The organism is Streptomyces tirandamycinicus, assembly GCF_003097515.1.
GTDB classification, from domain to species: Bacteria; Actinomycetota; Actinomycetes; order Streptomycetales; family Streptomycetaceae; genus Streptomyces; species Streptomyces tirandamycinicus.
Window position 1 is genome coordinate 606,498 of sequence record NZ_CP029188.1, and the last position, 22,230, is coordinate 628,727.

The 22,230-nt window shown below is 72.7% G+C and carries 21 protein-coding genes; 12 read left to right on the plus strand and 9 right to left on the minus strand.

Translation table 11 applies throughout. The features are described from left to right. Positions 1-48: 48 nt before the first annotated feature. Positions 49-969, minus strand: coding sequence for an SCO1860 family LAETG-anchored protein (locus tag DDW44_RS02690; protein ID WP_108905413.1), 921 nt, complete (start codon positions 967-969; stop codon positions 49-51). A gap of 311 nt (positions 970-1,280) precedes the next feature. After that, the gene (locus DDW44_RS02695) at positions 1,281-2,369 is read right to left on the minus strand and encodes an amidohydrolase family protein (protein ID WP_108908709.1); all 1,089 of its coding nucleotides are present in this window, start codon (positions 2,367-2,369) and stop codon (positions 1,281-1,283) included. A gap of 44 nt (positions 2,370-2,413) precedes the next feature. On the opposite strand from DDW44_RS02695, the gene DDW44_RS31915 reads away from it, so the two are divergent. From DDW44_RS31915 to thpD, 5 genes are all read left to right on the plus strand, one after another. Next, a complete protein-coding gene (locus DDW44_RS31915; protein WP_167455472.1) occupies positions 2,414-2,656 on the plus strand; it encodes a hypothetical protein in 243 nt (80 codons plus the stop codon). Positions 2,657-2,950: 294 nt separating this feature from the next. Next, positions 2,951-3,445, plus strand: coding sequence for a diaminobutyrate acetyltransferase (ectA, locus tag DDW44_RS02705; RefSeq protein WP_208647928.1), 495 nt, complete (start codon positions 2,951-2,953; stop codon positions 3,443-3,445). Between the two features lie 121 nt (positions 3,446-3,566). Then, positions 3,567-4,835, plus strand: coding sequence for a diaminobutyrate--2-oxoglutarate transaminase (ectB, locus tag DDW44_RS02710; protein WP_018890220.1), 1,269 nt, complete (start codon positions 3,567-3,569; stop codon positions 4,833-4,835). 58 nt (positions 4,836-4,893) lie between these two features. Next, positions 4,894-5,322 carry an ectoine synthase gene (locus DDW44_RS02715; RefSeq protein WP_018890221.1) on the plus strand — a complete coding sequence of 143 codons (429 nt, stop codon included), beginning with the start codon at positions 4,894-4,896 and terminating at the stop codon, positions 5,320-5,322. Between the two features lie 2 nt (positions 5,323-5,324). Then, positions 5,325-6,215 carry an ectoine hydroxylase gene (thpD, locus tag DDW44_RS02720; protein ID WP_108905416.1) on the plus strand — a complete coding sequence of 297 codons (891 nt, stop codon included), beginning with the start codon at positions 5,325-5,327 and terminating at the stop codon, positions 6,213-6,215. Positions 6,216-6,474: 259 nt separating this feature from the next. Here thpD and DDW44_RS02725 read toward each other — a convergent pair whose 3' ends face one another. Then, the gene (locus DDW44_RS02725) at positions 6,475-7,554 is read right to left on the minus strand and encodes an alkene reductase (protein ID WP_108905417.1); all 1,080 of its coding nucleotides are present in this window, start codon (positions 7,552-7,554) and stop codon (positions 6,475-6,477) included. Positions 7,555-7,721: 167 nt separating this feature from the next. On the opposite strand from DDW44_RS02725, the gene DDW44_RS02730 reads away from it, so the two are divergent. Continuing rightward, a complete protein-coding gene (locus tag DDW44_RS02730) occupies positions 7,722-8,294 on the plus strand; it encodes a MarR family winged helix-turn-helix transcriptional regulator (protein ID WP_108905418.1) in 573 nt (190 codons plus the stop codon). A 236-nt stretch (positions 8,295-8,530) separates the two neighbouring features. Here the strand turns inward: DDW44_RS02730 and DDW44_RS02735 are convergent, their stop codons facing one another. Beyond that, entirely contained in the window at positions 8,531-9,574 is a 1,044-nt protein-coding gene (locus DDW44_RS02735; protein WP_018890223.1) for an aminotransferase class V-fold PLP-dependent enzyme, read from the minus strand. 168 nt (positions 9,575-9,742) lie between these two features. Here DDW44_RS02735 and DDW44_RS02740 point away from each other — a divergent pair, with 168 nt between their 5' ends. The 3 genes from DDW44_RS02740 (at position 9,743) to DDW44_RS02750 (ending at position 12,307) form a co-directional block, all read left to right on the plus strand. Continuing rightward, positions 9,743-10,213 carry a GNAT family N-acetyltransferase gene (locus DDW44_RS02740; RefSeq protein WP_108908710.1) on the plus strand — a complete coding sequence of 157 codons (471 nt, stop codon included), beginning with the start codon at positions 9,743-9,745 and terminating at the stop codon, positions 10,211-10,213. 120 nt (positions 10,214-10,333) lie between these two features. After that, the gene (locus tag DDW44_RS02745) at positions 10,334-11,782 is read left to right on the plus strand and encodes a peptidoglycan D,D-transpeptidase FtsI family protein (protein ID WP_108905419.1); all 1,449 of its coding nucleotides are present in this window, start codon (positions 10,334-10,336) and stop codon (positions 11,780-11,782) included. A 105-nt stretch (positions 11,783-11,887) separates the two neighbouring features. Then, a complete protein-coding gene (locus DDW44_RS02750) occupies positions 11,888-12,307 on the plus strand; it encodes a hypothetical protein (protein ID WP_108905420.1) in 420 nt (139 codons plus the stop codon). Here DDW44_RS02750 and DDW44_RS02755 read toward each other — a convergent pair. Beyond that, on the minus strand, positions 12,300-13,721 hold the full coding sequence (locus DDW44_RS02755; RefSeq protein WP_108905421.1) for an NCS2 family permease: 1,422 nt from the start codon (positions 13,719-13,721) through the stop codon (positions 12,300-12,302). The genes DDW44_RS02750 and DDW44_RS02755 overlap by 8 nt on opposite strands. A 326-nt stretch (positions 13,722-14,047) precedes the next feature. Between DDW44_RS02755 and DDW44_RS02760 the strand changes: the two genes are divergently transcribed. Continuing rightward, positions 14,048-15,253, plus strand: a complete 1,206-nt coding sequence (locus DDW44_RS02760) for a TerD family protein (RefSeq protein WP_108905422.1) — start codon at positions 14,048-14,050, stop codon at positions 15,251-15,253. 61 nt (positions 15,254-15,314) lie between these two features. Here the strand turns inward: DDW44_RS02760 and DDW44_RS02765 are convergent, their stop codons facing one another. Together DDW44_RS02765 and DDW44_RS02770 are read right to left on the minus strand one after the other, a co-directional pair. Beyond that, positions 15,315-15,542 (minus strand): hypothetical protein, encoded by a 228-nt coding sequence (locus tag DDW44_RS02765; protein ID WP_017948829.1) that lies wholly within the window; start codon positions 15,540-15,542, stop codon positions 15,315-15,317. A gap of 276 nt (positions 15,543-15,818) precedes the next feature. Then, on the minus strand, positions 15,819-17,273 hold the full coding sequence (locus tag DDW44_RS02770) for a hypothetical protein (protein ID WP_108905423.1): 1,455 nt from the start codon (positions 17,271-17,273) through the stop codon (positions 15,819-15,821). A gap of 209 nt (positions 17,274-17,482) precedes the next feature. Between DDW44_RS02770 and DDW44_RS02775 the strand changes: the two genes are divergently transcribed. Further along, on the plus strand, positions 17,483-19,327 hold the full coding sequence (locus tag DDW44_RS02775; RefSeq protein ID WP_018890228.1) for an endonuclease/exonuclease/phosphatase family protein: 1,845 nt from the start codon (positions 17,483-17,485) through the stop codon (positions 19,325-19,327). Between the two features lie 526 nt (positions 19,328-19,853). Then, positions 19,854-20,798, plus strand: coding sequence for a 4-hydroxy-tetrahydrodipicolinate synthase (gene dapA, locus DDW44_RS02780; RefSeq protein ID WP_108908711.1), 945 nt, complete (start codon positions 19,854-19,856; stop codon positions 20,796-20,798). Here the strand turns inward: dapA and DDW44_RS02785 are convergent. Together DDW44_RS02785 and dapD are read right to left on the minus strand one after the other, a co-directional pair. Continuing rightward, the gene (locus DDW44_RS02785; RefSeq protein ID WP_017948825.1) at positions 20,783-20,986 is read right to left on the minus strand and encodes a hypothetical protein; all 204 of its coding nucleotides are present in this window, start codon (positions 20,984-20,986) and stop codon (positions 20,783-20,785) included. The two genes, dapA and DDW44_RS02785, sit on opposite strands and share 16 nt — an antisense overlap. A 228-nt stretch (positions 20,987-21,214) precedes the next feature. After that, positions 21,215-22,216 carry a 2,3,4,5-tetrahydropyridine-2,6-dicarboxylate N-succinyltransferase gene (gene dapD / locus DDW44_RS02790; protein WP_027731661.1) on the minus strand — a complete coding sequence of 334 codons (1,002 nt, stop codon included), beginning with the start codon at positions 22,214-22,216 and terminating at the stop codon, positions 21,215-21,217. Between the last annotated feature and the right edge of the window lie 14 nt (positions 22,217-22,230).

Below are 22,230 nucleotides of genomic sequence, written 5' to 3' on the forward strand. Positions count from 1 at the left end.
TCCCTCCAGGGCCTGCGGGGAACCGGGGTGCCGCTGCCCCTCAGGCCCTCAGTGCGGCGCGTGGCGGCGGGACAGGGCGACCGCCGCGGCGCCCGCGGCGAGGAGGACCACCGAGCCCGCCGCGAACCACGGCGTCGACGTGTCCCCGCCCGTCGCCGCCAGGTCGTCCGACGGCTCCGCCGCCTCCCCGCCGGTCTGGGGCCGGACGTCGGGCGGCGCCGTCTTCACGGACGGTTCGGCGACGGGCTCGCCCGCCGGCGTCGCGCAGGTCGCCTCCGCCAGCGTCAGCGTGCCGTCGACCTCGGCGACGTTCAGCTTCAGCGGGTTCACGGAGACCTCGAGTTCGAGCGCCGTGGCCGCGGCCGTGCCTGAGGCCGTGGCGGTACGGGAGAGGCCGAGGGTGACGACGCCGACACCCGGCACGGCGACCGCGGTCGTCCCGCCCGCCGTCAGCGTGGTCTTCCTGCCGAGGACCGTGACGGAACCGGGCACGTCGGCGCGGGCGACCGGCTTCTTCCCCGCCTCGCAGACCGCCTCCGACGTGACCTGGCCGACCTCGACGAGCGGTAGCAGCGGAAGCCCGGGTATGTGCACCCTGGCCCCGGCGAGTTCGGCGCGGGCCGCCGCGCCGTCCCGGTCGGCGGTGGCCTCGGCGGTGGCCACCTCCGCCTGCAGCACGCTGAACGGCCTGCCCTGGTCGACACCTTCGAGCTGCACGGTCAGCGCGGTCCTCTCGGCGCTCGCGGGCGCCTGGACCTCGTTGAGGGACGCCTTCAGCGGTACCCGGACGCTCTTGTCGAGCAGGGAGACGTCCAGGCCGGTCCGCAGGACGACCGCGCTCGCTCGCCCGTCGCCGCCGCCCGTCGCCCGGGCCGGAGCGGCGAGCGCCACGGGTCCGACGGCCAGTGCGGCGGCGGCCGCGACGGCCGTCGCACGGCGTACGGGCATGCGGAAGGTGTTGCTCTTCACGGTGGTGGAACCCCCACGGGAGACACGACGGCGCCGCACGCCCACGACGGGGACCGGTGCGGGCGGCGGCGACCGGGAACACCGGAATACTCGCCCACCGGGAGTGAACCGTCAGACACCCGAAGCGGGTTCACTCCAAAGTGACATTTCCGCGCCCACGTTCGATTGCCGGCGCACTGGCGTTCCCCCGTGTCCCCCGTGGGGTGGGCGTGAAGGGCGCAGGGCGGTCTCCGGCGGGGTGGTGCCTGCGCGCGGTCGTCAGCGGGGTGCGTGCGGCGGAAGTGCGGCGGCGTGGTGCGCGCCGCGGTCCGTCAGCCGACGACGCGCCCCCGCACGACCACCGCGCTCGGCGCCGCCAGCACCCGTACGTCCGCCCGCGGGTCGGCCTCGTAGACGACCAGGTCCGCCGGGGCGCCTTCCTCCAGGCCCGGCCGCCCGAGCCAGTCCCGTGCGCCCCAGGTCGTCGCGGAGAGCGCGGCCACCGCCGGGAGCCCGGCCTTGACCAGTTCGGCGACCTCGGCGGCCACCAGCCCGTGCGGCAGGGAGCCCCCGGCGTCGGTGCCGACGTAGACGGGGATGCCCGCGTCCCAGGCCGAGCGGACGGTGTCGTAGCGGCGTGCGTGGAGCCGTCGCATATGGTCCGACCAGCGCGGGAACTTGGTCTCGCCACCGGCCGCAAGCTGCGGGAAGGTCGCGATGTTGACCAGCGTCGGGACGATGGCCACGCCGCGTTCGGCGAACAGCGGAATCAGGTCCTCGGTGAGTCCGGTGGCGTGCTCGATGCAGTCGATGCCCGCCTCCACGAGGTCGCGCAGCGAGTCCTCGGCGAAGCAGTGCGCGGTGACCCGGGCGCCGAGGCGGTGCGCCTCGGCGATGGCGGCCTCGGCCGCACCGCGCGGCCAGCAGGCGGTGAGGTCGCCCACCTCCCGGTCGATCCAGTCGCCGACGAGCTTGACCCAGCCGTCACCGCGCCGGGCCTCCCGGCCCACGTAGGCGACGAGGTCCTCGGGCTCGATCTCGTGGGCGTAGTTGCGGATGTAGCGGCGGGTGCGCGCGATGTGGCGCCCGGCGCGGATGATCCTCGGCAGGTCCTCGCGGTCGTCGATCCAGCGGGTGTCGGCGGCGGATCCGGCGTCGCGGATGAGCAGGGTCCCCGCGTCGCGGTCGGTCAGCGCCTGCTTCTCGCTGGTCGCCTCGTCCACCGCGCCGTGCCGGTCGAGCCCGACGTGGCAGTGCGCGTCGACCAGGCCGGGGAGCGCCCAGCCCCGGACGGTGCGCACGTCCCCGGCGGCCGGGCGCCGGTAGGTGACCCGCCCGCCGACCACCCACAGCTCGTCCCGTACGTCGTCCGGTCCGACGAGCACCCGCCCCTTCACGTGCAGCACCGCGTGATCGCTCATGACGAGCACTCTACGAGCCCCGCCCCGAGGGCCGTCCCGCGACCGTGGCCGCCGAGGCCGCCGCCGACGTCGACGCCGAGGCCGACGCCGACGCCGACGACATCGACGACACCGCGAGCGCCGCGGACACCGCAGACATCGCGAACGCCGCGGACCGGCACACGTCCGTGGTGCCGTCCACATCGCGGATATCGCCGACGCCGGCCTCGCGCAGCATGCAGCACGGCCTTCGAATGCTCACCAGAACCCATTCCCCCAACCACACCGGAAAGCAAACAGTGCATTAATAAGAGAATGCGGGGAGTCGCTTTTCCGAGAGTCGCTTCCTGAGTTCGTCTGCCCGATTCCCGAGAGCCTAAACGCATCAGTTGGGATGAGATCCACGAGTCATTCCACGGGCGTCAAGACGATGTGACAGACACCACACAAACGTCGTTCTGTCCGATAACTCCCGGTCAAAAGCGCATAATTCACCTCGTCCTCACGCCAGGGTGCGCGCCCGCGCGATAACACATCGAGCGAGACTCGCCAACCCCTCTCCACGATGCAATTTATGAATTTGCTCGGTAAATTAAATCCGCATGACCACCGCATTGAGCATCGACAGCCCGAGCGTGGAGGACGGAGCCGCCATCTGGCGCATAGCCCGCGACTCCGAGGTCCTGGACCTCAACTCCTCGTACAGCTATTTGCTGTGGTGCCGCGATTTCGCCGCGACCTCCGTGGTCGCCCGCGGCCCGGGCGGTGAGCCGATCGCCTTCGTCACCGGCTACATCCGGCCCGAGCGCCCGGATGTGCTGGTCGTCTGGCAGGTCGCCGTCGACGGGGAGCACCGCGGCCGCGGACTGGCCGGCACGCTCCTCGACGCGCTCACCCACCGGGTCGTCCCGCGCGGCATCCGCGCGATCGAGACGACCGTCACCCCGGACAACACCGCCTCGGACCGCCTCTTCACCTCGTATGCGACCCGGCACGGCGCGTCACTGGACCGCGAGGTCCTGTTCGACGGCGGGCTCTTCCCCGACGGGGGACACCAGCCCGAGGTGCTGTACCGCATCGGCCCCATCGGCGACTGAGACCGGTGGACCGGCCGGTCCCGGACACCCGTTCCGCGCGGGCCGCCTCCGGCCTGCCCGCGCGACCCCCGCACGACCCGCATCCCAGCTCCGTCCGACCCCACATCAGGAGTGAAACGCTGTGACCATCACCCCGCCCGCCCTGAGTGTCTTCGAGACCCTGGAGTCGGAGGTGCGCAGCTACTGCCGCGGTTGGCCCGCCGTCTTCGACCGCGCGCAGGGCGCCCGCCTCACCGACGAGGACGGCCACACCTACCTCGACTTCTTCGCCGGCGCAGGGTCGCTCAACTACGGCCACAACAACCCCGTGCTGAAACGCGCGCTGCTGGACTACCTGGAGCGCGACGGCATCACCCACGGCCTGGACATGGCGACGACCGCCAAGCGGGCCTTCCTGGAGAGCTTCCAGAACGTCGTGCTGCGGCCGCGTGACCTGCCGTACAAGGTGATGTTCCCCGGCCCGACCGGCACCAACGCCGTCGAGGCCGCGCTGAAGCTGGCCCGCAAGGTGAAGGGCCGCGAGTCGATCGTCTCCTTCACCAACGCCTTCCACGGGATGTCGCTCGGCTCCCTCGCCGTGACCGGCAACGCCTTCAAGCGCGCCGGCGCCGGCATCCCGCTGGTGCACGGCACCCCGATGCCGTTCGACAACTACCTGGACGGCCAGGTCCAGGACTTCCTCTGGTTCGAGCGCCTGCTCGAGGACCAGGGGTCCGGGCTGAACAAGCCCGCCGCGGTCATCGTCGAGACCGTGCAGGGCGAGGGCGGCATCAACGTCGCCCGCGCCGAGTGGCTGCGGGCGCTGGCCGACCTTTGCCGGCGTCAGGACATGCTGCTCATCGTCGACGACATCCAGATGGGCTGCGGCCGCACCGGTGCCTTCTTCTCCTTCGAGGAGGCGGGCATCACCCCGGACATCGTCACCCTGTCGAAGTCCATCAGCGGCTACGGCCTGCCCATGTCGCTCTGCCTGTTCGCCCCGGAGCTGGACCTCTGGGAGCCCGGCGAGCACAACGGCACCTTCCGCGGCAACAACCCGGCCTTCGTCACGGCGGCCGCCGCGCTGGACGCCTACTGGGCCGACGGGCAGATGGAGAAGCAGACCATCGCCCGCGGCGAGCAGGTCGAGCAGGCCCTCCTGGGCATCTGCGACGAGAACTCCGCCCTCGGCGCCCACTACCGCGGCCGCGGTCTGGTCTGGGGCCTGGAGTTCACCGACAAGAGCCGTGCGTCGGCGGTCTGCGCGCGGGCGTTCGAGCTCGGCCTGCTGCTGGAGACCTCGGGTCCGGAGAGCGAGGTGGTGAAGCTGCTGCCGCCGCTGACCGTGACGCCCGACGAACTGGACGAGGGCCTGCGCACGCTGGCCCGTTCCGTCCGCGAGACGGCCTGACGCCCCCGCGGCGCCGCCCCACCCCGTACGGCGAGGAAAGAAAGGTTCTGAACGCACCGTGATCGTCCGATCGCTCAAGGACATCGAGAACACCGACCGGCATGTCCGGTCGAAGTCCGGCACCTGGGAGAGCAAGCGGATCGTGCTCGCCAAGGAGAAGGCGGGCTTCTCCCTCCACGAGACCGTGCTGTACGCGGGTACGGAGACGTCGATGTGGTATGCGAACCACATCGAGGCCGTCCTCTGCGTGGAGGGCGAGGCGGAGCTGACGAACGACGAGACCGGTGAGGCGCACTGGATCGAGCCCGGCACGATGTACCTGCTGGACGGTCACGAGCGCCACACACTGCGTCCCAAGACGGACTTCCGCTGCGTCTGCGTCTTCAACCCGCCCGTCACCGGGCGCGAGGACCACGACGAGAACGGCACCTACCCTCCCCCAGAGCCCGAGGCCTGGGGGGACCCCCAGCACACCGAGGAGGGCTGACGATGACCACCGCGATCACCGATCTCTACCCGACCCGCGGCGCCACGGAGACGGCCGTCCCCCGCCGGGACCCCGTGGTGTGGTCGGCGCCCGGAGCGCCGGGCCCGATCTCCGCGGCCGACCTCCAGGGCTACGAGCACGACGGCTTCCTCGCGATGCCGGAGCTGCTCACCCCGGCCGAGGTGGAGGTCTACCGCGCCGAGCTGGACCGGCTGGTCAACGACCCGCTGATCCGCGCCGACGAGCGCTCGATCGTCGAGCCGAAGTCGCAGTCGGTCCGTTCGGTGTTCGAGGTCCACAAGATCAGCGAGATCTTCGAGGCCCTGGTGCGCGACGAGCGCGTCGTGGGCCGGGCGCGGCAGATCCTCGGCTCGGACGTCTACGTCCACCAGTCGCGGATCAACGTCAAGCCGGGCTTCGGGGCGTCGGGCTTCTACTGGCACTCGGACTTCGAGACCTGGCACGCCGAGGACGGGCTGCCGAACATGCGGACCGTGTCGGTGTCGATCGCGCTCACCGAGAACTACGACACCAACGGCGGGCTGATGATCATGCCCGGCTCGCACAAGACGTTCCTGGGCTGCGCCGGTGAGACGCCCAAGGACAACTACAAGAAGTCGCTGCAGATGCAGGACGCCGGAACCCCCTCGGACGAGGCGCTGACCGCGTTCGCGGACCGGCACGGCATCCGGCTGTTCACCGGCAAGGCCGGCTCGGCGACCTGGTTCGACTGCAACGCGATGCACGGCTCCGGGGACAACATCACCCCGTACGCGCGCAGCAACGTCTTCATCGTGTTCAACAGCGTGGAGAACGCAGCGCGGGAGCCGTTCGCGGCACCGGTGCCGCGTCCGGCGTTCATCGGCGCGCGGGACTTCACGCCGGTGAGGTGAGCTCGGGGCCGGTTCCGGGGGACGCCCCGGAACACGGCGTCGGAGCGCGGTGGCCGCACCTCGGTGGGCCGCCGTGAGATGCGGGCAGGGGGCCGGCCGCTTATGCGGCCGGCCCCTTCCCCGCGCCCGGGCCTCGGTGTCCGGGCACCCGGCCGTGCCCGGACCGCGGCCCGGGCCCCTCACCCCGTGCCGGGACCCCGGTCAGCCGCCCGCGCGTACCCGGACCGCCGTCAGCCGCCCGGCCGTGCCCGGACCGCGGTCAGCCGCCCAGCGCCGGGTAGTCGACGTAGCCCTTGTCGCCGCCGCCGAAGAAGGTGCCGGGGTCGGGGGTGTTGAACGGGCCGCCCGCCCTCAGCCGGGCCGGCAGGTCGGGGTTGGCCAGGAACAGCGCGCCGTACGACACGATGTCGGCCACCCCGTCCTCGATCAGGCCGAGCGCGTCCGGTCCGGTCGGCCCCTCGGTCGCCGCGTTGAGGACGAGGGTGCCGGAGTACTCCTTGCGCAGGGCGAGGGTGAGCTCCCGCAGTTCCGGCCCGCCCTCCAGGACGTGCAGGTACGCCAGGTCCAGCGAGTCGAGCCCGCGGACCAGCGCGGGGTAGGCCAGCTCGGCCTCCTCCAGGGGTTCGGCGATGTCGTTGTACCCATGGGTGGGCGAGATCCGGATGGCGGTGCGCCCGGCGCCGATCGCGGCGGCGACGGCCTGGGTGACCTCGAGGGCGAATCGGGTGCGGGACTCGGGTGAGCCGCCCCACTCGTCCTCGCGGAGGTTGGTGTTGGGCGCCAGGAACTGGTGGATGAGGTAGCCGTTGGCGCCGTGCAGTTCCACCCCGTCGAAGCCCGCCTCGATCGCGTTGCGCGCGGCGGTGACGAAGTCGGCGATGGTGGCGCGTACCTCGTCCGCGGTGAGTTCGCGCGGGGTGACCAGGTCCAGGGGGCCCTCGTGGGTGAAGACCTGACCCGCGGCGGCCACCGGGGAGGGGCCGACCGGTACGAGCCCGTCGGGCAGCAGCGACGGGTGGCCGATCCGGCCCGCGTGCATGAGCTGCGCGAAGATCCGCCCGCCCGCCGCGTGCACCGCGTCGGTGACCCGGCGCCAGGCCGCGACCTGCTCCCGCGAGTGCAGTCCGGGAGTGTCCGGGTAGCCCTGGCCGACGGGGGAGGGCTGGATGCCCTCCGTGATGATGAGCCCGGCGGAGGCGCGCTGCGTGTAGTACTCGACGGTGGAGTCGGTCGGGGTGAGGCCCGGGCCGAAGGCGCGGCTGCGGGTCATCGGCGCCATGGCGATGCGGTTGGCGAGCGGTGTGCCGCGGAGGTCGATCGGGTCGAAGGCGATGGTCATGACAGCTCCCACAGGGACGGACGCAAGACAATGTTGGTCGGCCAAGCATTGGCCGCGGCTGCCACTGTAACGCATTGATTGGCCGACCAAGGTAATCTGGTCCGGTGGATGTGTGGGACCGTCGGGGCGGTCCACGCGATCCGCAGCGAGAGCACCGAGGAGGCCCGATGAACCCGGAGGCCGGCTCCTTCTGTCCCGGGGCGGGGGGCGGACAGCTGCCGGCCGCCGCCCGCGGCGGCCCGGTCAGCCATGCCGTCTCCCGGGTGGCCCGGCTCCACCGCGTCGCGGCGGGCAGGCTGCTGCGGCAGGCGGGGCTCTATCCGGGCCAGGAGATGGTGATGATGTACCTCTGGGAGGCCGGGCCGGTCCGGCAGTCCGAACTCATCAAGGCCAGCGAGCTCGACCCGTCGACCGTCACCAAGATGCTCCAGCGCCTGGAGCAGTCCGGCCATGTCCGCAGGTGCCCGGACCCCGCCGACCGGCGTGCGGTGCTGGTCGAGGCGACCGAGGGCAGCTGTGCGCTGCTCGCCGAGGTCAGCCGGGCCTGGAGCACGCTGGAGGAGGTGACGCTGGCCGGGCTCGACCCGGCCGAGCGCGCGGAACTGGCCCGGCTGCTGGCCAAGGTCGAGGGCAACCTCTGCACCGAGGCCCTGGCGGAGTGCCGCGATCTCCCGACGGCGCGGCCGGCCCGCCCCGGCAGCACGCCCGACCGGCAGGAGGGGGACCGCACCCGGCGCTAGTGCCGCATCGGGCGCCGGAACGGGACGTCACGGCCGGACGCGAGGATCCCCGCCCGGCCCGCCCGCGGACACACCGGCGGCGAGCCCGGGAGGACCGCACCCGGCCCGGGACCACGCCCACTCCACGGCCGACGGGCACGCCCTCCCCGGCCGGCGGGCAGGCCCTCCCCTCGCCGACAGGCACGGCCTCCCCCGGCCGGCGGGCGCACCGGCCCCCGCCCGCCGGGCACGCCCGCTCAGCCCGACAGCACGTCGAGGGCCCGGTCGACGTCGGCGGCCGAGTTGTAGAGGTGGAACGAGGCCCGCAGATTGCCCGCGCGGGCCGACACGACGATTCCCGCACGGGCGAGCAGGGACTTGCGCTCGCCGAGTCCGGGCACCCCGACGATCGCCGAGTCGCCGGGGACGGGCTCGTGCCCGAGTCCCACCAGCCCCGCCCGGAACCGGGCCGCCAGCGCGGTGTCGTGCGCATGGACCGCCGCGATGCCGGTCTCCTCCAGCAGCGGCAGGGACTGCGCGGCCGCGTGGTAGGAGAGGTACGAGGGCGGTTCGTCGTAGCGCCGGGCGGAGCGGGCGAACTCCTCGACGGGCCCGTAGGTGCTCCCCTCCGGGTCCTCCGCCGCGTACAGACCCGCGTGCACCGGGGCCAGCGACTCCTGCGCCTCCTCGGTGACGGTGAGGAAGGACGCGCCGCGCGGGCACAGCAGGTACTTGAACCCGCCCGTGACCGTGTAGTCGTACCGTCCCGCGTCCAGCGGCAGCCAGCCGGCGGCCTGGCTGGCGTCCAGCAGCACGCGCGCGCCGTGCACGGCCGCGGCGGCCCGCACCGCCGGCAGATCCGCGACCCGGCCGTCGGCGGACTGCACCGCGGACAGGGCCACCAGCGCGGTACCGGGCCCCACCGCCTCGGCGAGCGAGTCGAGCGGGGCGTACCGCACCTTCAGGTCCCGGGTGGTGAAGGGGGTGACCATGGAGCTGAACTCGCCCTCGGGCACCAGGACTTCGGCACCGGCGGGGAGGGAGGCCGCGATCAGCCCCACATGGACGGCGACCGAACCGCCGAGCGCGACCCGGTCCGCGGACACGCCCATCAGCCGGGCGAAGGACGCTCGCGCGGTCTCGACGGCCGCCGTGCTCCCCGAACCCTCCGGGCGGCCCTCGGCGAGCTCCCGGGCGAGCCTGCCGGCGGCCTCCACCGAACGCCTCGGCAGCAGACCGCAGAAGGAGGTGTTCAGATACGTCGACGTGGGCGCGAACTCGGCGCCTCCCAGGGTCTCCATGTCCCGTACCCTAACGGGGCGTCCGGCCGCGCCGGATGACGGCCGTGCACCAGGCCCGCGCGCTCCGGGGCGGCCCGGCCGGCCCCCGCCCACGAGCAGACGGTCAAGGACGCGCCGTTCGCGCCCGGGACCGGCCTGCTCCGTCGCCAGGAGGCTCTGATGGCTCCGATGGAGGTCGTCCTCCGCGAGGTCCGGCACCCCGACCTCGACACCTTCTTCGCGCTGATGCAGGACCCGGAGGCCGTGCGGATGGCCGCGTTCACCCCCGAGGACCCGGGCGACCGGGCACGGTTCGACGCCCACTGGGAGCGGGTCCTGCGCACGGACGGCGTCCACCGCACCGTCGTCGCCGACGGCGTCGTGGCGGGGCACGCCGCCGTGTACGGGCCGCCCGGCGAGCGTGAGGTGACGTACTGGATCGACCGTGCCTTCTGGGGGCGCGGTGTGGCGACGTCGGCGCTGCGCGCACTGCTGCTGCTCGTGCCGGAACGGCCGCTGCACGCCCGCGCGGCAGCCGACAACGCGGGTTCCCTGCGCGTGCTGGCCAAGTGCGGGTTCACCGTGACCGGGCGGGACTCCGGCTTCGCGCACGCGCGGGGCGGGGAGACCGAGGAGTTGCTGCTGCGGCTCGACGGCTGAGGCCCGCGGGCCCGGCTCCTCCGGCCGGACGGCCGGACGGCCGGACGGCCGGATGAGGGTTCGGTGAGAAAACCGGCCCGTCCGGAACGGCGCTCCCCGTGCCGTTCGTCCTCATGCGGGATGAACAAGACGATCAGGCGCACCGCGGTCTTCAGCCTGCTCCTGGTGTTCGCCCTGCTGCTGCGGGCGACCTGGGTGCAGGCCTACGAGGCCAAGGCACTCGCGGACGACCAGCACAACCGGCGGAACACCATCGCGCAGTACGCGCAGCCGCTCGGCGACATCGTCGTGGCCGGCTCCCCGGTCACCGGCTCGCAGCGGACGGAGGGAGGCGATCTCGCGTACCAGCGCACGTATACGGAGGGCGCGCTGTACGCACCCGTCACCGGCTACAGCTCACAGGCGTACGGGGCCACTCAACTCGAAGGCATCTACGGCGACGTGCTCGACGGCACGGACAACCGGCTGAAGAACCCGCTGGACGTGCTCACCGGCAAGCAGGCGCCGCCGGGGGACGTCCTCACCACCATCGACCCGGCGGTCCAGAAGGCCGGCTTCGAGGCGCTCGGCGGCAAGAAGGGCGCCGCGGTCGCCATCGACCCGGTGACCGGTCGGATCCTGGCCGTGGTGAGCACCCCGTCGTACGACCCGTCGCGGATCAGCGGGACCACGGACGGCGAGGCGTGGCGGCAGCTCACCGAGGACGAGGACCAGCCGATGCTCAACCGGGCTCTGCGGCAGCCGCTGCCGCCCGGCTCGACCTTCAAGCTGGTGGTCGCCGCCGCGGCGCTGGAGGACGGTTGGTACTCGTCGGTCGACGAGCCGACCGACAGCCCCCAGCCCTACACGCTGCCGAACACCCGGACGGTGCTGGTGAACGAGAACGAGTCCGCGCCCTGCGAGAACGCCACGATCCGCACCGCTCTGCGGTACTCCTGCAACAACGTCTTCGGCAGGATGGCGGAGCAGCTCGGCAAGGACAAGCTCCGGGCGACGGCGGAGAAGTTCGGCTTCAACGACTCCGAGCAGGACGTCCCCGTGCGTGCCGCCACGAGTGTGTACCCGTCGGACATGGACGAGGCGCAGACGGCGCTGACGGGCATCGGGCAGTTCGAGGTCACGGCCACTCCGCTGCAGATGGCCATGGTGTCGGCCGCCCTGGCCGACGACGGGCTCATGGCGTCGCCGCATATGGTGTCCAAGGTCGTGGACGCGGACGGGAACACCCTGCGGGAGTACCCGGACTCCGACACCGAGCGGATCGTGTCGTCGAGGACGGCGGAGCAGCTGCGCAGCGCGATGGTCACGGTCGTCGAGGACGGCACGGGCAGCAACGCCCGGATCGACGGCGCCGAGGTCGGCGGCAAGACGGGCACGGCCCAGCACGGCGAGAACAACAGCGCGACGCCGTACGCCTGGTTCACCTCGTACGCCGAGGACGGCGGGTCCGGCACGAAGGTGGCGGTCGCCGTCGTCGTCGAGGACTCCGGGGCGGCGCGCTCCGAGGTGAGCGGCAACGGACTCGCGGCGCCGATCGCGGCGAAGATGATGCGGGCGGCACTGGCATAGCGGGCAGCGGCGCCGGAAGGACCGAATCCGGTTGGCGGACGGGGCACGGGGCGCGGTATGCAGGGTCCTTCATCGATTACGTGTCCCGGCTCCGGGGAGGACCTCGTGCGACGGCTGCCCCGTTCCCTGGCCGGCTGGACCATGGCGGTGTTCGGTGCGATGGCCGCGGTCATGGGCCTCGTGGGGCTCGTCTCGCCGGACCTCCAGCTCGCGGTCCTCGGTCTCGGCTCCGGCAGGGAGCCGGTGCGCAGCGCCGCGGGCGATCACACGGCCGCGTTCGTCACCGCCTCCTCGATGGCCGCGCTCAACATGGGCGTGTACTACGTACTCGCGGCCCTGTCCGACTGGAAGCCCTTCTTCCGCTGGACCGTTCCGTTCCGGCTGCTCACCTTCCTGGTCTTCGGCCTCGCGGTGCTCGCCGGCCGCGCGCCCGCCCCGTTCCTCGGCGTGGCCCTCTGGGAGGGCCTCGGCGCGCTCGCGACGGGCCTGGCCCTCCGCGCCGACGCACGGCGCGCGGCTACCTGAGGCCGATCAGCTGCTCGATCGGGTCGATCGCGAAGTACACGACGAACAGGGCCGCCGTGGCCCAGAGCAGCGCGTGCACCTCACGCGCCTTGCCCAGCACCGTCTTGAGGACGACGTAGGCGATGAAGCCCGCGCCGATGCCGTTGGTGATGGAGTACGTGAACGGCATCACGGCGATGGTCAGGAACGCCGGAATGGCGATCTCGAACGACAGCCAGTCGATGTGCCGCACCTGGGTCATCAGCAGGAAGCCGACCACGATCAGGGCGGGTGCGGCCGCCTGGGCGGGCACGATCGTGGCCAGTGGGGTGAGGAGCAGTGCCAGACCGAACAGCGCGCCGGTGACCACGTTGGCGAAGCCCGTGCGGGCGCCCTCGCCGACACCGGCGGCGGATTCGACGTAGGACGTGGCGGAGGAGGCGGAGGCCAGACCGCCGGCGGCCGCGGCCGCGCCGTCGATGAGCAGGATGCGGCCCAGGTGCGGCACGTCGCCCTTCTCGTCGAGCAGCCCGGCCTCGTTGGAGACGCCGACGACGGTGCCCATGGTGTCGAAGAAGTCGCTGAGCACCAGGGTGAAGACGAGCAACACGACGGTGACGGCACTGACCTGCTCGAAGGCTCCGAAGAGGCTGAAGGAGCCGACGAGCCCGAAGTCCGGGAGGGCCACCAGGTCGTCCGGGACGGCCGGGACGGTCAGCCCCCAGGCGGCCGGGTCGATGTCGGCGATCGCGTCGACGACGACGGCGACGACGGTCATCGTGACGATGGACAGCAGGATCGCGCCGCGGACCTTCCGGGTCACCAGGGAGACGGTCAGCAGCACCCCGAGGCAGAAGACGAGCACCGGCCAGCCGGTCAGATGGCCGGTGGAGCCGAGCTGGACCGGCACGGTACCCGTTTCGCCGGGGATACGGGTCGCGAAGCCGGCGCCGACGAACCCGACGAAGGCGATGAACATCCCGATGCCGACGCTGATGGCCTGCTTGAGCTGCTGCGGGATGGCGTGCATGATCGCCTCCCGTAGACCCGTGGCGACCAGGACGCAGATCACGATGCCCTCGATCACCACCAGGCCCATCGCGTCGGGCCAGCTCATCAAGGGTGCGATCTGGTAGGCGACCAGGGCGTTGAGGCCGAGGCCGGCCGCGATGGCGATGGGGACGTTGCCGCCGACGCCCATGATCACGGTCATCACGGCGGCGACCAGTGCGGTGACGGTGGCCAGCTGGGGAGCGGAGAGCTGGTTGCCGAACTTGTCCTGGGCACTGCCGAGGATGATCGGGTTGAGTACCAGGATGTAGGCCATCGTGAAGAACGTGGCGATTCCGCCCCGCACTTCGCGGGCGACGGTCGATCCCCGCTCGGAGACGCGGAAGTAGCGGTCGAGCGCGTTTCGCGTCTGCGTTTCCGGCATGGGCACTCCTCGACGGGTGGCGGTTCCGCGCGTATCGGACGGCTGGATTGTGCCCGCCGGGAGGGCCTCTCGGGTTTTCGCCACGTTACCCGGCCGTGGCGTGACCCGACCGGACCCCCGGGGGCGCCGGAGCCTACAGCGTGGGAACGCGCCGGAACAGGGGCCGCCCGTGTCCGGGTTCGGGGCGGCGTCGATGGGGCGGCCGAACCGGAGGAGAGGACTCCGCCCGGGGCCGGCACCGGTTCGGCCCAAGGTACCGGCACCGGTTCGGCCCAAGGTAAGGGAACGGCAAAGCGACCTCGCTCGTTACCCCAGTCATGACAGCTATGACCCCCGGCTCGAACATCCCCCTGGCCGCCGCCCGCGTGGCGGTGGACGTCGCCGCTCCGGTGCGGCTCGACGTATCGGGCCTGCTGCTCACCGCCGACGGCAAGGTGCGCTCCGACGACGACTTCATCTTCTACAACCAGCCCTCGGGCCCCGGGGTGACATACCGGTCAGGCGGCGGCTCCGCGCCGGACGCGATCGTCGTCGACACCGCAGCCGTTCCGTCCGGCATCGAGAAGATCGTCGTCACCGCCAGCCCGGACGCCGCGGGGCAGACCTTCCAGGGCATCGAGCCCACCGCCACGATCCGCAACGCCGACGACGGCACGGCGCTGGCGACCTTCACCCCGCCGCGGCTGGGCGCGGAGACCGCCCTGGTCGTCGTGGAGATCTACCTGCGGAACGGGGCCTGGAAGGCGCGTGCCGTCGGCCAGGGGTACGCGAACGGGCTGGCCGGTATCGCCACCGACTTCGGGGTCTCGGTCGACGAGGAGCCGGCCGCCGCGCCCGCTCCGGCCGCACCGGCGGTCGCGCCGCCGGCTCCGGCGGCCGCGGCAACCCCTGCCCCCGCGTCCGCTCCAGCGGCCGCCCCCGCCCCCGCCGCGCCCGCGCCCGCGCCCGGCTCCGGCAAGATCAACCTCGACAAGGGGCGGGTCAGCCTCCAGAAGAACCAGACCGTCTCGCTCGTCAAGGGCGGCCGCCCGCTGCTCTCCCAGGTCAAGATGGGTCTGGGCTGGGAGCCCGCCTACCGGGGCCGGGACATCGACCTGGACGCCTCCGTGATCGCGTACGGCCCGCAGCGCAACCACCTCGACAGCTGCTACTTCGGAAAGCTGTCCATCCTGAACGGCGCGATCAAGCACTCCGGCGACAATCTGACCGGCGAGGGGGCGGGCGACGACGAGGTCATCGTCGTGGATCTCGGCAGGCTCCCGGCCGACGCCACGGGACTGGTCTTCACCGTGAACTCCTTCTCGGGCCAGAAGTTCACCGAGGTCGCGAAGGCGTACTGCCGGCTGATCGACGCCGCGACGGGCGAGGAGCTGGTCCGCTTCGACCTCACCAGCGCCGAGCCGCAGACCGGGGTGATGATGGCGAAGCTCATCCGCCAGTTCTCGGGCGAGTGGGAGATGACCGCGATGGGCGAGTTCGTGAAGTCGCGCACGGTCCGGGGCATGGTCAAGCCGGCGGCCCAGGCACTGTGAGTCCCGGCACACGCCTGAGTCCGGGCCGCCGCCGGTACCGCGGCGGCCCGGGCGGGTGGGATCAGAGCTTGACCAGTTTGGTGAACGGGCTCAGGATCCTCCCCTGCCGCCCTGAGAAGTCGACGAGGACGGCGTCGGCGCCCTCGACTCCGGTGACTCTTCCGAGTCCGAACTGATCATGCGACACCCGGTCTCCGACCTCGAACTGCTCGATCGGTGGGGCGGCCGGGCCGGGGCGGTGGAAGGGGCTGGTGGGCAGGTGACGCCGGGAGGCGAAGGATTCAGTCATCGCCTGCAGTATGTGCCCTCCCCCCGCCCTCTGTTCAATCCCCCCGGCCGGTCCGCGTGGTTCCCGTCCTCGCGACGGGCCGCATGGGCGTTTTGTCCACCTCCGGCCCGGCCGACGGCCGGCTGCGGGGCGCCCGGCGGCGGGGCCCGGCGGCGGGGCCCGCACCTCACACCGTCGCCCGCGCGGAGCGGCGCCCCCACGAAGGCACCGCCCACACGCCACGCGCGGGGGCCGCCCGGTGCGGCCCCGGTAACGCCCGGCCCGATCGCGGCGGTGTCAGCGCCGCGATCGGGCCTTGAACGCCGCCTTGCGGGCGTCCTTCGCCGTCTTCTTGTCGGGGTGGAGGCGGCCCATCGCCTCGAGGACGTCGACGGTGGCCGGGTGGTCGACGCGCCAGACCGCGTCGAAGAAGCCGCCGTGCCGGCCCGCGAGGCCCACGATCAGGTCCTGGAGCTCCGCCAGGTCGACCTCGGCGTCGAGCTGGGCCGCGATGGTGTCGACGGCGAGCCAGAAGACCATGGCCTCCGGCGGCGGCGGCACGTCCGGGGATCCGCGCTCGGCCAGCCAGACCCGGGCCAGACCGCCGAGTTCGCGATCGTCCAGGACGTCCCGGACCGCCGGTTCCGCCTCCGGGCCGGCCAGCGCCAGCGCCTGCTGGCAGCGCAGGCGGCGCAGCGGCGCGCCAGGGTCGGCGCCCCGGGCGGCGGTGAGCAGCTCGCGCGCGGCCTGCAGCGGGGCGCGCCCGTCGAGCCACTGCGCGGTCTCCGCCTGCGCCGCGCCGTCGGGGTAGTGGGCGACCCCGTCGAGCAGCGCGTCCGCGTCCTTGTCCGCGAGGTCGCCGAGGGCCGGCACCGACTCCCCGCCCTCGATCAGCCGGTTCCGGACCCCGTACAGCCCGAGCGGGGTGAGCTTGACCAGCCCGTAGCGGGAGAAGTCCTCCTCCTCGGCCGGGAGCGCGGACTCGGCGCCCTCCTCGACCATCAGCGCCTCGTCGACGGGCCGGTACTCCACCAGTCCGATCGGCTCCAGCACCCGGAACTGGTCGTCCAGGCGCATCATCGCGTCGGACACCTGCTCCAGCACGGCGTCCGTGGGCTCCCGCATGTCGTCGGGCACGATCATCGAGGCGGCCAGCGCCGGCAGCGGGACCTGCCCCTCCACCGCGCCCGTCTCGCCGACGGTCAGCAGGTAGAGATTGCCGAGGACGCCGTCGAGGAACTCGGTCTCCGCCTCGGGATCCCAGCCGAGCGCGTCGAAGTCGATCTCGCCGTCCGGACCGATGATCGCGTCGGGGTCCTCCAGCACGGGGGCGATGGCGTCGGCGAAGACCGCGTCGAAGGCGTCCTGCCAGAGTGCCAGCACGTCCTGCGGGCCGCCGCCCGTGACCAGCGGCAGCGCGCCGCCGGCGGTGGCCGTGCCGTACTCGGCGCCGTCGTCCTCCGGATCCGTGACCTCGACGAGCCCGGTGTCCACGGCGATCCGCCAGGCCTCGCTCGCGTACGCCCGGCCGTCCTCGTCCGAGGGCAGGCCCAACGACTCGGCCGCCGGTGCGAGTTGCTCGTCGGCGAGTTCGCCCCCCGCGCCGACCCTGGTCTCCGGCCCGGCCCAGCGCGCCAGCCGGACGGCCCGGGCGAGCAGGGGCGCGCCGAGGGCGTCCCGCGCCAGTTCCGCATCCGAGGGCAGTCGCACCGGCGGCAGTGCACGGCGTCCGGCGGGGCGGTCTTCTGGCATGTGGGGCTCTCCTCGGCTCTGGTCGTCTCCGGCTCGTGGCGGCCCCCAGCGTAGACGCAATTCGCCCGATGCCTTCCGATTCATGGACCCGTCAATCCCCGTACACCCGGCACCTCTTGACAAGCCGTGCGTCCACACAAGACATTGACGCGCGTAGAACCATCAGTGGTCCCAAAGCCACCCCCCAACCCTCAGACCGGAGTTCCCTGATGCCTTCCATACCGAGATCCGCCGCCGTCGCGGCCGTCGTGGCCGCCGCACTGGCCGCGGGTCTGCTCGCCGGTTCCTCCTCGGCCGCCGCCGATGCCGAGAACGCCGACCCGGCCGTCCGCGTTCACGACATCCAGGGCACGACCCGTACCTCCCCGCTCGTCGGCCGGCAGGTCACGGACGTCGAGGGCATCGTCATCGGTGTCCGCACCTACGGCTCCTCACGCGGATTCTGGATGCAGGACCCACAGCCCGACGCCGACCCGGCCACCAGCGAGGGCGTCTTCGTCTACACGGGCTCCACGCCGACGGTCGCCACCGGCGACGCGGTCAAGGTCTCGGGCACGGTCGGCGAGTACGTCCCCGGCGGTCTCAACTCCGGCAACCAGTCGATCACCCAGATCTCCAAGCCGGCCGTCACCGTGGTCTCCTCGGGCAACGCGCTGCCCGCGCCCGTGACCATCACCGGCTGGTCCGTGCCGTCGGCGTACGCGCCCGAGGGCGACCCCGCCGCCGGCAACAGCATCAACGCGCTGCCGCTGCGGCCCCGCAGCTACGCCCTGGACTACTACGAGTCCCTGGAGGGCAGCAACGTCCGCATCGGGTCCTCGCGGATCGTCGGCGCCACCGACCCGTACGCGGAGCTGTGGGTCACGGTGAAGCCGTGGGAGAACCCCACCGCGCGCGGCGGCACCCGCTACGGCTCGTACGCCTCCCAGAACCCCGGCCGGCTGCAGATCCAGTCGCTGGTGCCGACCGCTCAGCAGCCGTTCCCGAAGGCGAACGTCGGCGACGTGCTGTCCGGCACCACCGAGGGCCCGCTGGACTTCAGCCAGTACGGCGGCTACACCCTCACGGCCCGCACCCTCGGCACGGTGCAGGACCGCGGCCTGGAGCGTGAGCGCACCCGCCAGGAGCGCCGCGGCGAACTGTCCGTGGCCACGTACAACGTCGAGAACCTGGACCCGTCCGACCCGCAGGAGAAGTTCGACGCGCTGGCCGCGGCCGTCGTCGAGAACCTCGCGACGCCGGACATCATCGCCCTGGAGGAGATCCAGGACAACACGGGGACGAAGAACGACGGCGTGGTCGCGGCGGACGAGACCGTCCGCAAGTTCACGGACGCGATCGTCGCGGCCGGGGGACCGGCGTACGACTTCCGCTCGGTCGACCCGGAGGACAACAAGGACGGCGGCCAGCCCGGCGGCAACATCCGCCAGGTGTTCCTCTTCAACCCCGAGCGGGTCTCCTTCACCGACCGTGCGGGCGGCAGCGCGACCGCGGCGACCGGCGTCGTCCGGGAGTACGGCCGGGCCGCCCTCACCCTCTCCCCCGGCCGGGTCGACCCGGCGAACGCCGCCTGGGAGAGCAGCCGCAAGCCGCTCGCGGGGGAGTTCGTCTTCCGCGGCCGCACGGTGTTCGTCATCGCCAACCACTTCGGGTCGAAGGGCGGCGACGAGAGCCTGACCTCGCATCACCAGCCGCCGGCCCGCTCCTCCGAGGTCAAGCGCCTCCAGCAGGCGCAGACCGTGAACGCCTTCGTGAAGGACATCCTGAAGGCCCAGCGCAACGCCGACGTGGTGGTGCTCGGGGACATCAACGACTTCGAGTTCTCGGAGACCACGAAGGCGCTGACGGACGGCGGTGCGCTGTACCCGGCCATCAAGTCGCTGCCGCGCGCGGAGCGCTACTCGTACGTGTACCAGGGCAACAGCCAGGTGCTGGACCAGATCCTGGTCAGCCCGTCGATCGACGACTTCAGCTACGACAGCGTCCACATCAACGCGGAGTTCGCGGACCAGAACAGCGACCACGACCCGCAGGTGCTCCGCTTCCGCCCGTAGGGCCCGGCGGCAGGCCCGCCCGTAGGGACGGCGGGGCCGTCCGCCCCTCGCGGTGCCGCTGCGGCGGCACCGCGAGCCGGCCACGGCGGCCGGGGACGCCCGCGCTCTCCCCGAGCGCGGGCGTCCGGCGTGTCACCCGGACACCCCTGAGCCCAGGCTCCTGAGACCACGGCGGCTCCGGCACCGCTCGCACTGCCCGGTGCCGGGCCCTCTCGCGCCTCCCGACGGGGCCCGCCCACGCTCCCGCACGGTGTCGCCGAGGACGCGGGTGCCGTCCACGGCCCGCGAACGCGACCGCGACCAGCAACCTCCACCTCCACCGCCGCCGCGTACGTCGACATCGGCAACCGGCATGGGCACCGCGTAGCTCGACATCCGCAACCGGCATCGGCATCGGCATCGGCAGCCGCCATCGCCGGCGGCCTCCGCCTCCCGCACCGGAACTCTTCAGCGATGCTTTCCCATGACCCCTAGCAGGTCTAAGTAGACCTTCACCGTCATCAGGGCGGACACTCCGGTCATGACGATGCCACGACTCCGGCCACGGCCACGGCCACGCCCGTTCGGCCGCGCGCTCTGCGCGATGATCACGCCCTTCACCGCGACCGGCGGGCCCGACCTGGACGGCGCCCGGAAGCTGGCCGCCCACCTGGTGGCCGAGGGCTGTGACGGACTCGTGCTGAACGGCACCACCGGCGAGTCGCCCACCACCACCGACGCCGAGAAGACCGCTCTGGTGCGGGCGGTGCGCGAGGCCGTGGGCGATCGCGCGGCCGTCGTCGCCGGAGTCGGCAGTGCGAGCACCCGGCACACCGTCGAGCTGGCCAGGGCCGCCGAACACGCGGGGGCGGACGGTCTGCTGGTGGTCACCCCGTACTACAGCAGGCCGCCGCAGGACGCCCTGGCGGCCCACTTCCGGCAGGTCGCGGACGCGGTGGGCATCCCGCTGATGCTGTACGACATCCCGGGCCGCACCGGCACCCGTATCGAGCCGGACACCCTGGTGCGCCTGTCCGCCCATCCTCGGATCGTGGCGGTGAAGGACTGCGCGTACGACCTCCTCGGCAGCACCAAGGTGATCGCCCGGACCTCGCTCGCGTACTACTCGGGCTGCGAGGAGACGAACCTCCCCCTCTACGCCGTGGGCGCCGCCGGGTTCGTCAGTACCGTCGCGAACGCCGCCCCGCGCCCGATGCGGGCCGTCCTCGACGCCTTCGACGCCGGCCGGACGGCGGAGGCCGCCGCGCTCAACCGGCTCACGCTGCCGCTGGCCGAGCTGATGACGGCGTCGGGGCTGCCGGGCACGGTGACCGCGAAGGCCCTGCTGGAGGCGATGGGACTGCCGGCCGGACCGGTCCGGGAACCGCTGCGGCCCGCCGGCCGGGAGACGGCGGACGGGCTGCTGGCGGCGTACGGGGAACTGGCCGGGCTGTTCCCGGCGGGCCCCGGCCCGGCTCAGTCGTACACGTAGGTCGTGCCGAGCACCGCGGCATGCTCCAGGACGTCCTCGAGCGGATCGTCGATCTGGCCGGTCGAGACCAGCGCCACCACCGGGGCGTTGTGCGAGTCGGTGTGCGTCTCGTCGGCGTACGCGAGTCCGCACGGGCCCGCCGACGCCCACAGCGTCAGCATGCCGATCGCGGCCACCCTGGTCCTCATGTCTTCTCCTCGCCTTGGCATGTCGTCCGACTCCACGGTCACCTGCTTATCCGTCCGGCGGCGCCGGAGGTCACGCGGAGTCACACGAAAGCGTCGGCTGCCCCGGGGAGCGGTCCTCCGGACCCGGGGCGGGCCGGACCCAGGGCCGGGCCCAGGGCCGGGCCCAGGGCCGGACCCGGAGCAGGCGGACCCCGGGGCCGGGCCGGCCCCGGGGCGGCGCGCGGGACTTCAGTTGTGGCTGTGCAGCACCTCGTTGAGGCCGCCCCAGACCGCGTTGTTCGGGCGGGCCTCGACGGCACCGGTCACCGAGTTGCGGCGGAAGAGGATGTTCGAGGCGCCGGAGAGCTCACGGGCCTTGACGATCTGGCCGTCCGGCATGGTGACGCGGGTGCCCGCCGTGACGTACAGGCCGGCCTCGACGACGCACTCGTCGCCGAGCGCGATCCCGACGCCCGCCTCGGCGCCGATCAGGCAGCGCTCGCCGACGGAGATGATCACATTGCCGCCGCCGGAGAGGGTGCCCATGGTGGAGGCGCCGCCGCCGATGTCGGAGCCGTCGCCGATCACGACGCCCGCGGAGATGCGGCCCTCCACCATGGAGGTGCCGAGCGTGCCCGCGTTGAAGTTGACGAAGCCCTCGTGCATGACGGTGGTGCCGTCGGCGAGGTGCGCCCCGAGCCGGACCCGGTCGGCGTCGGCGATACGGACGCCCTTGGGCGCGACGTAGTCCGTCATCCTCGGGAACTTGTCGATCGAGGTCACCTGGAGGTGAAGGCCCTCGGCACGGGCGTTCAGCCGCACCCGCTCGACGTTGTCGACGGCGACCGGGCCGAGGGAGGTCCAGGCGACGTTGGCGAGCAGGCCGAAGACCCCGTCGAGGCTCTGGCCGTGCGGCCGCACGAGCCGGTGGGAGAGCAGGTGGAGACGCAGGTAGGCGTCGTGCGCGTCGATCGGCTTCTCGTCGAGTGAGGCGATGACCGTACGGACGGCGACGATCTCGACCTCGCGCCGGGCGTCCACGCCGACGGCCCTGGCGGCGCCCTCACCGAGCAGGTTGACCGCCTGGTCGGGCGTGAGCCGCTCGGTCCCGGCCGGGCCGGGCTCGGCGGAGAGCTCGGGGGCGGGGAACCAGGTGTCGAGCACGGTGCCGTCGCCGGCGATGGTGGCGAGGCCGGCGGCGACGGCGCCGGTGGGGCGGGGTGCGGTGGTGCTGTCGGGCGAGTCAGTCATGAGGAGAACCTAAC

Bases quoted from the DNA above. Each gene is read 5' to 3' on its own strand.
- DDW44_RS02695 (WP_108908709.1), bottom strand. From the start codon at position 2,369: ATGAGCGATCACGCGGTGCTGCACGTGAAGGGGCGGGTGCTCGTCGGA.
- ectA (WP_208647928.1), top strand. From the start codon at position 2,951: ATGACCACCGCATTGAGCATCGACAGCCCGAGCGTGGAGGACGGAGCC.
- thpD (WP_108905416.1), top strand. From the start codon at position 5,325: ATGACCACCGCGATCACCGATCTCTACCCGACCCGCGGCGCCACGGAG.
- DDW44_RS02725 (WP_108905417.1), bottom strand. From the start codon at position 7,554: ATGACCATCGCCTTCGACCCGATCGACCTCCGCGGCACACCGCTCGCC.
- DDW44_RS02730 (WP_108905418.1), top strand. From the start codon at position 7,722: ATGAACCCGGAGGCCGGCTCCTTCTGTCCCGGGGCGGGGGGCGGACAG.
- DDW44_RS02735 (WP_018890223.1), bottom strand. From the start codon at position 9,574: ATGGAGACCCTGGGAGGCGCCGAGTTCGCGCCCACGTCGACGTATCTG.
- DDW44_RS02740 (WP_108908710.1), top strand. From the start codon at position 9,743: ATGGAGGTCGTCCTCCGCGAGGTCCGGCACCCCGACCTCGACACCTTC.
- DDW44_RS02745 (WP_108905419.1), top strand. From the start codon at position 10,334: ATGAACAAGACGATCAGGCGCACCGCGGTCTTCAGCCTGCTCCTGGTG.
- DDW44_RS02755 (WP_108905421.1), bottom strand. From the start codon at position 13,721: ATGCCGGAAACGCAGACGCGAAACGCGCTCGACCGCTACTTCCGCGTC.
- DDW44_RS02760 (WP_108905422.1), top strand. From the start codon at position 14,048: ATGACCCCCGGCTCGAACATCCCCCTGGCCGCCGCCCGCGTGGCGGTG.
- DDW44_RS02765 (WP_017948829.1), bottom strand. From the start codon at position 15,542: ATGACTGAATCCTTCGCCTCCCGGCGTCACCTGCCCACCAGCCCCTTC.
- DDW44_RS02770 (WP_108905423.1), bottom strand. From the start codon at position 17,273: ATGCCAGAAGACCGCCCCGCCGGACGCCGTGCACTGCCGCCGGTGCGA.
- DDW44_RS02775 (WP_018890228.1), top strand. From the start codon at position 17,483: ATGCCTTCCATACCGAGATCCGCCGCCGTCGCGGCCGTCGTGGCCGCC.
- dapA (WP_108908711.1), top strand. From the start codon at position 19,854: ATGCCACGACTCCGGCCACGGCCACGGCCACGCCCGTTCGGCCGCGCG.
- DDW44_RS02785 (WP_017948825.1), bottom strand. From the start codon at position 20,986: ATGAGGACCAGGGTGGCCGCGATCGGCATGCTGACGCTGTGGGCGTCG.
- dapD (WP_027731661.1), bottom strand. From the start codon at position 22,216: ATGACTGACTCGCCCGACAGCACCACCGCACCCCGCCCCACCGGCGCC.